2 protein-coding genes are annotated in these 6,349 nt (G+C 75.4%); both read right to left on the bottom strand.

All coding sequences use genetic code 11. From position 1 onward, the window contains the following. On the bottom strand, window positions 1-1,456 hold a 1,456-nt coding region (locus ACYVO2_RS37010), incomplete at its 3' end, for a type I polyketide synthase (protein ID WP_461012523.1). A 27-nt stretch (window positions 1,457-1,483) separates the two neighbouring features. Next, a partial coding sequence (locus ACYVO2_RS37005; protein WP_461012522.1) for an SDR family NAD(P)-dependent oxidoreductase occupies window positions 1,484-6,349 on the bottom strand: 4,866 nt, incomplete at its 5' end.

Genomic DNA, 6,349 nt, shown 5'->3' with positions numbered 1-6,349 from the left:
CGTCCCGCTCCTGCTCCGCCGGGGCCTGCTCCTCCTGCGGCGCCTGCTCAATGATCACGTGGGCATTCGTGCCGCTGATCCCGAACGCCGACACCCCGGCCCGGCGTGGCCGGTCGTCCCGCGCGGACCAGGGCCGGGCCTCGGTCAGCAGCTCGACGCGCCCGGCCGACCAGTCCACGTGCGGCGACGGCTCGTCCACGTGGAGCGTCCGCGGCAGCACGCCTTCCCGCATCGCCATGACCATCTTGATCACACCGGCGACACCCGCGGCGTACTGGGTGTGCCCGATGTTCGACTTGATCGAGCCGAGCCACAGCGGCCGGTCCTCGTCCCGGTCCTGGCCGTAGGTGGCCAACAGCGCCTGGGCCTCGATGGGGTCGCCGAGTCGCGTCCCGGTGCCGTGCGCCTCCACGACGTCCACGTCCGACGCGGACAGGCTGGCGTTGGCCAGGGCTTGGCGGATCACTCGCTGCTGGGACGGGCCGTTGGGCGCGGTGAGGCCGTTGGAGGCGCCGTCCTGGTTCACCGCGGAGCCGCGCACCACGGCGAGCACCCGGTGCCCGTTGCGCCGCGCGTCCGACAGGCGCTCCAGCAGCAGCACCCCGGCGCCCTCGCCCCAGCCGGTGCCGTCGGCCGCCGCCGCGAACGGCTTGCACCGGCCGTCGGCGGCGAGTCCGCGCTGCCGGCTGAACTCGATGAAGCTGAACGGGGTCGCCATGACGGCGACGCCGCCGGCCAGGGCGAGGTCGCACTCGCCCTGCCGCAGCGCCTGCGCCGCCAGGTGCAGCGCCACCAGCGACGAGGAGCAGGCGGTGTCGATGGTGACGGCGGGGCCCTCGAAGCCGAAGGTGTAGGCGACCCGGCCGGAGACCACGCTGGAGGTGCTGCCGGTCAGGGAGTATCCCTCGGCGCCCTCCGGGATCTTCTTCAGGCCGGTGCCGTAGCCGGAGTGGCCGCTGCCGACGAAGGTGCCGACGGTCCGCCCGCGCAGCGATCCGGCGTCCAGGCCGGCCCGCTCCAGCACCTCCCACGCGGTCTCCAGCAGCAGCCGCTGCTGCGGGTCCATCGCCAGGGCCTCGCGCGGCGAGATGCCGAACAGGTCCGCGTCGAACTCGGCCGCGTCGTGGACGAAGCCGCCTTCCCGCACGTACGAGGTGCCGGGCCGGTCGGGGTCCGGGTCGTGGAGGTTGTCCAGGTCCCAGCCGCGGTCGGCGGGGAAGCCGGACATCGCGTCGGTCGCGCCGTCCACCAGGCGCCACAGGTCCTCGGGGGACCGGACGCCGCCGGGGAAGCGGCAGGCCATGGCGACGATCGCGATGGGCTCGCGGGCCGCCGCGAGGAGCTGCTGGTTCTGCCGGCGCAGCCGCTCGGCCTCGGCGAGCGAGGCGCGCAGCGCGGCGACGACCTTGTCGTTGCCCGCGGGCCGGTTGCCGGTGGATCCGGTGGGTGTGGTCATGACGCCTCCGTCTTCTCGGGTCCGTCGTCAGGAGTCGGTGTCCCCGAGGGCCATGCGAACGAGGTCGTCGACCTCCATCTCGGCGATGGCGTTCATGGGATCGTCGTCGGTCGGGGGGACGGTTTCTTCTTCGGGTGCGGCCAGGCGCAGCAGGGTTTCGATCAGCCCGGCGTCGCGCAGCCGCTTCAGCGGGATGGCCGCGAGTGCGCGGCGCACTTCGGCCTCTTCGGGTTCGCCGGCGCCCGCCGGTGCCGCGGCGCCGTCGCCCGGCGCGAGCCGGTCGAGGATGTGCCGCATCAGGGCCGTCGGGGTGGGCTGGTCGAAGACGACCGTGGTGGCCAGGGTGAGGCCGGTGGCCGCGTTGAGCCGGTTGCGCAGTTCCACGGAGGTGAGCGAGTCGAATCCGAGGTCCTTGAACGGCCGTCCGGGCTGGACCGCCGCGGCGTCGGCGTGGCCGAGCGCGGCGGCGGCCTGGGTGCGGACGGTCTCCAGCACGAGGTGTTCGCGCTCGGGGCCGCTGAGGCCCGCGAGGCGCGCGGCGAGGCCGCCGGGGGCGTCCGCGCCGGAGCCGCCGGACGCCTGGGTGCGGCCGGTGACGCGCACCAGGGCGCGGAACAGCGGCGGGACGCTGCCCGGCGCGGACCTGCCGCGGGCCCGCAGCGCGGCCAGGTCGAACCTGATGGGCACGGCCAGGGCCGTGTCGGCGCGGTGGGCGGCGTCGAACAGGGCGAGCCCGTCCGCCGACGCGATCGGCAGGACCCCGTCCTGGCTCGCCCGGCCCCGGTCGCCCCGGCCGAGGTGGCCGGTCATGGCGCTGGTCTCCTCCCACAGGCCCCAGGCGAGGGAGGTCGCGGGCAGGCCGTGGGCGCGGCGGTGGTGGGCGAGGGCGTCCAGGAACACGTTGGCGGCGGCGTAGTTGCTCTGGCCGAGCCCGCCGACGACGCCAGCGATCGACGAGTACAGGGCGAACATGGCCAGGTCGGTGTCGCGGGTGAGGTCGTGCAGGTTGACGGCGGCGTCCACCTTGGGCCGCCACACGTGGGCGAGCCGGTCCGGGGTCTGGGAGGCGATCATGCCGTCGGCGAGGACGCCCGCGGCGTGGACGACACCGGTGAGGGGGCGGTCGTCGGGGATGGCGGCCAGGACGGCGGCGAGCCGGTCGCGGTCGGCGGCGTCGCAGGCCACCACTTCCGCTCGGGCTCCCGACGACGCGAGTTCGGCCACCAGCTCCGCCGCCCCCGGCGCGTCCGGGCCGGAGCGGCTCGTCAGCAGCAGGTGCCGCACCCCGTGCTCGACGACCAAGTGCCGGGCCAGCAGCGAGCCCAGCGTCCCCGTCCCGCCGGTGACCAGCACCGTCCCGTCCGGGTCCAGGGCACGCGGCATCGTCAGCACGACCTTGCCCACATGCCGGGCCTGGCTGATGTGGCGGAACGCCTCGGGGGCCCGCCGCACGTCCCATGTCGTGACCGGGAGCGGCGTCAGCTCCCCGCTTGCGAACAAGTCCAGGATCTCGGTGAGCATCGCGCCGATCCGCTCCGGCCCGGCCTCGCCGAGGTCGTACGCCCGGTAGGCGACCCCGGGGTGCTCGCCCGCGACCTGCGCGGGGTCGCGCTGGTCGGTCTTGCCCATCTCCAGGAACCGGCCGCCGCGCGGCAGCAGTTCGAGCGAGGCGTCCACGAACTCCTTGGCGAGGGAGTTCAGCACGAGATCGACTCCGGCGCCGCCGGTCGCGGCCTTGAACGCGGTACGGAACTCCAGGTCGCGGGAGGACGCGATGGCCGGCTCGGCCAGGCCCAGGGAGCGCAGGGTGTCCCACTTGCCGGGGCTGGCGGTGGCGAACACCTTCACGCCGAAGTGCCGGGCCAACTGGATCGCCGCCATGCCGACACCACCGGCGCCCGCGTGGACGAGCACGGACTCGCCCGCCCGCAGCCCGCCCAGGTCCACCAGGCCGTAGTAGGCGGTGAGGAACGCCACCGGCACCGAGGCGGCCTGCTCGAACGACCAGTCGCCGGGGATCGGGGCGATGACCCGGTGGTCGGTGACGGCCAGCGGCCCGAGGCCGCCGCCCATCAGGCCCATGACGCGGTCGCCCGGCGCGAAGCCGGTGACGCCCTCGCCGACCTCCACCACGACGCCCGCGCCCTCGCTGCCCATCACCTTCTGGCTCGGCACCATGCCCAGGCCGATCAGCACATCGCGGAAGTTCACGCCCGCGGCCCGCACCGCCACCCGGACCTGTCCCGCGGCCAGCGGCGCGGCGGCCTCGGGCGCGGGCAGCAGGGCCAGGCCCTCCAGCGTGCCGCTGCCCGCGGTGTCCAGGCGCCAGGCCCGCTCACCGGCCGGGGGCACCAGCGCGCCGCCGGCCGAGGCGGCCCGCACCAGGCGCGGCGCCAGCACCTCGCCGCCCCGCACCGCGACCTGCCACTCACCGGCCGCCAACGCCGCCGCGAGCACCTCGGCGACCCCGGGCCCGGAGTCGGCGCCCCGGTCCGGGTCGAGGTCGGCCAGCAGGAAGCGGCCTGGGTTCTCCGACTGCGCGGAGCGCAGCAGGCCCCACACGGGCGCCGCGGCCAGGTCCGTCACGTCCTCGCCGGCCCCCGCGGCGACCGCGCCCCGGGTCAGCACCGCCAGTCGGGACCCGGCCAGTTGCTCCTCGCCCAGCCAGTCCTGGACGAGCCCGAGGAGCGCCGCCGTGGTCCGCTCCGCGGCGCCGGCGAGGTCGCCCTCGGCGGCGGCCGGGGCGTACAGCACCAGCGGCGGGACGCCCGCCGTCCCGTCCAACGCGGCCAGCAGCGACGGCAGGTCGGCGTACCGCGGCGCCTCGATGCCGCAGTCCCCGCCGCCGAGGACCACCGGTCCGGCCGCCGCCGCGCCGTCCGCGCCCGCCGGGACAGGCGTCCAGGCCAGCGTGAACAGCGCGTCCTGCTCGGGTGAGCCCGCCGCCGCGAGCTGCCGCGCGGAGACCTGGCGCATCACCAGCGACCCGACCCGGGCGACGGGCCGCCCGAGGGTGTCGGCGGCATCGACGGTCAGCGCGTCGTCCCCGGCCGCGGCGATCCGCACCCGCAGCCGGTCCGCGCCCGCGGCGAACAGCGACACGTCCGTCCAGGCGAACGGCAGCCGCAGCGCCCCTTCCGCGCCGAACGCGCCGAAGCCGATCGCGTGCAGGGCGCTGTCCAGCAGCGCCGGATGGACGCCGAACCCGCCCGCGTCACCCCGCTGCCCCTCCGGCAGCTCCACCTCGGCGAACACCTCGCCGCCGCGCCGCCACACCGCCTTCAGCCCCTGGAACGCCGGGCCGTAGCCGTAACCGGCCGCCTCCGCCTCGGCGTAGAAGCCGCCGACCTCGACCGCCTCCGCGCCCGCGGGCGGCCACGCGGTGAGCCCCTGGTCCGGAGCGGCCCCGCCCCGGCCGGTGAGCACCCCCTCGGCGTGCTGGGTCCAGGGCCGGTCCTGCTCGGCGCTCTCCGGGCGGGAGTGCACCGACACCACGCGGTCGCCCCGCTCGTCGGGGTCCCCGACGACGACCTGGAGCTGCACGGCACCCCGCTCGGGCAGGACCAGCGGGGCCTGGAGGGTCAGCTCCCGCAGATGCGGGCAGCCCACCTCGTCCCCGGCCCGCACGGCCAGCTCGACGAACCCGGTCCCGGGCAGCAGCACCGTCCCGGCCACGGCGTGATCGGCCAGCCACGGGTGGGTGCGGGCCGACAGCCTGCCGGTCAGCACCACACCGTCCCCGGCGGCGAGGCTGACGGCCGCGCTCAGCAGCGGATGCTCGGTGGCCGCGAGACCGGCTCCGCCGACGTCCGAGGCACCGGCGGGCTCCTCCAGCCAGTAGCGGCGGTGCTGGAAGGCGTAGGTGGGCAGGTCAACGGGGCGGACGGGGCGTCCGGCGTAGACGGCCGTCCAGTCCACGGAGGTGCCGCGCACCCACAGCTCGGCCGCGTTGGCGATCAGCCGGGCGGGCTCGTCCTCCTCACGGCGCAACGAGCCGACGACCACAGCCTCCGTCCCGGCAGCCTCGGCGATGGCCTGCACGCCCATCACCAGCACCGGGTGCGCACTGACCTCGACGAAACGGGTCAGGCTCTGGCCGAGCGCCTGTTCGACGGCGTCGGTGAAGCGCACCGGCTGCCGCAAGTTGGTGAACCAGTACTCCGCGCCCATGGCGGTGGTGTCCAGCACCTCACCGGTGACCGTGGAGATCAGGGGCAACCGGGCGGCCTGCGGGGAGACATCGGCGAGTGCGGCCAGGAGCCGGTCCTTGATGTCCTCCACATGCGGGGAGTGGGACGCGTAGTCCACCGGGACCATCCGGGCCCGCACCCCGGCCGCCTCAGCGGTGGCCGCGATCTCCTCCAACGCCGCAGGCTCACCGGCGACGACGGTGGCGGCAGGGCCGTTGAACACCGCCACCGACACCCGGCCCTCATACGCCTTCAACCAGGTCTCCACCTGATCGGCGCCGGTGGCGATCGACAGCATCCCGCCCCGACCGGCCAACTCCTCACGGATCGCCGCCGACCGCAACGCGACAACCCGCGCCCCGTCCTCCAGGCTCAAGGCGCCAGCCACCACAGCGGCCGCGATCTCACCCTGCGAATGGCCGATGACAGCCGCAGGCTCAACACCCAACGACTCCCACACCGCCGCGACCGACACCATCACGGCCCACAGCACGGGCTGAACGACATCCACCCGCCCCAACCAGGCGTCATCGTCCCCGGCCAGCACCTCACCCAACGACCAGTCAACGAACGGCCGCAGAGCAGACTCACACTCTGCCAACCGAGCCGCAAACACAGGAGACGACGCAAGCAGACCCCGCCCCATCCCCAACCACTGCGACCCCTGCCCCGGAAACACGAACACCGCACCGGAACCGGCCTC

Source organism: Streptomyces capparidis, from assembly GCF_054782095.1.
The sequence above is the reverse complement of the archived record's forward strand: the minus strand, read 5'-3'. Positions and strand labels throughout refer to the sequence as shown.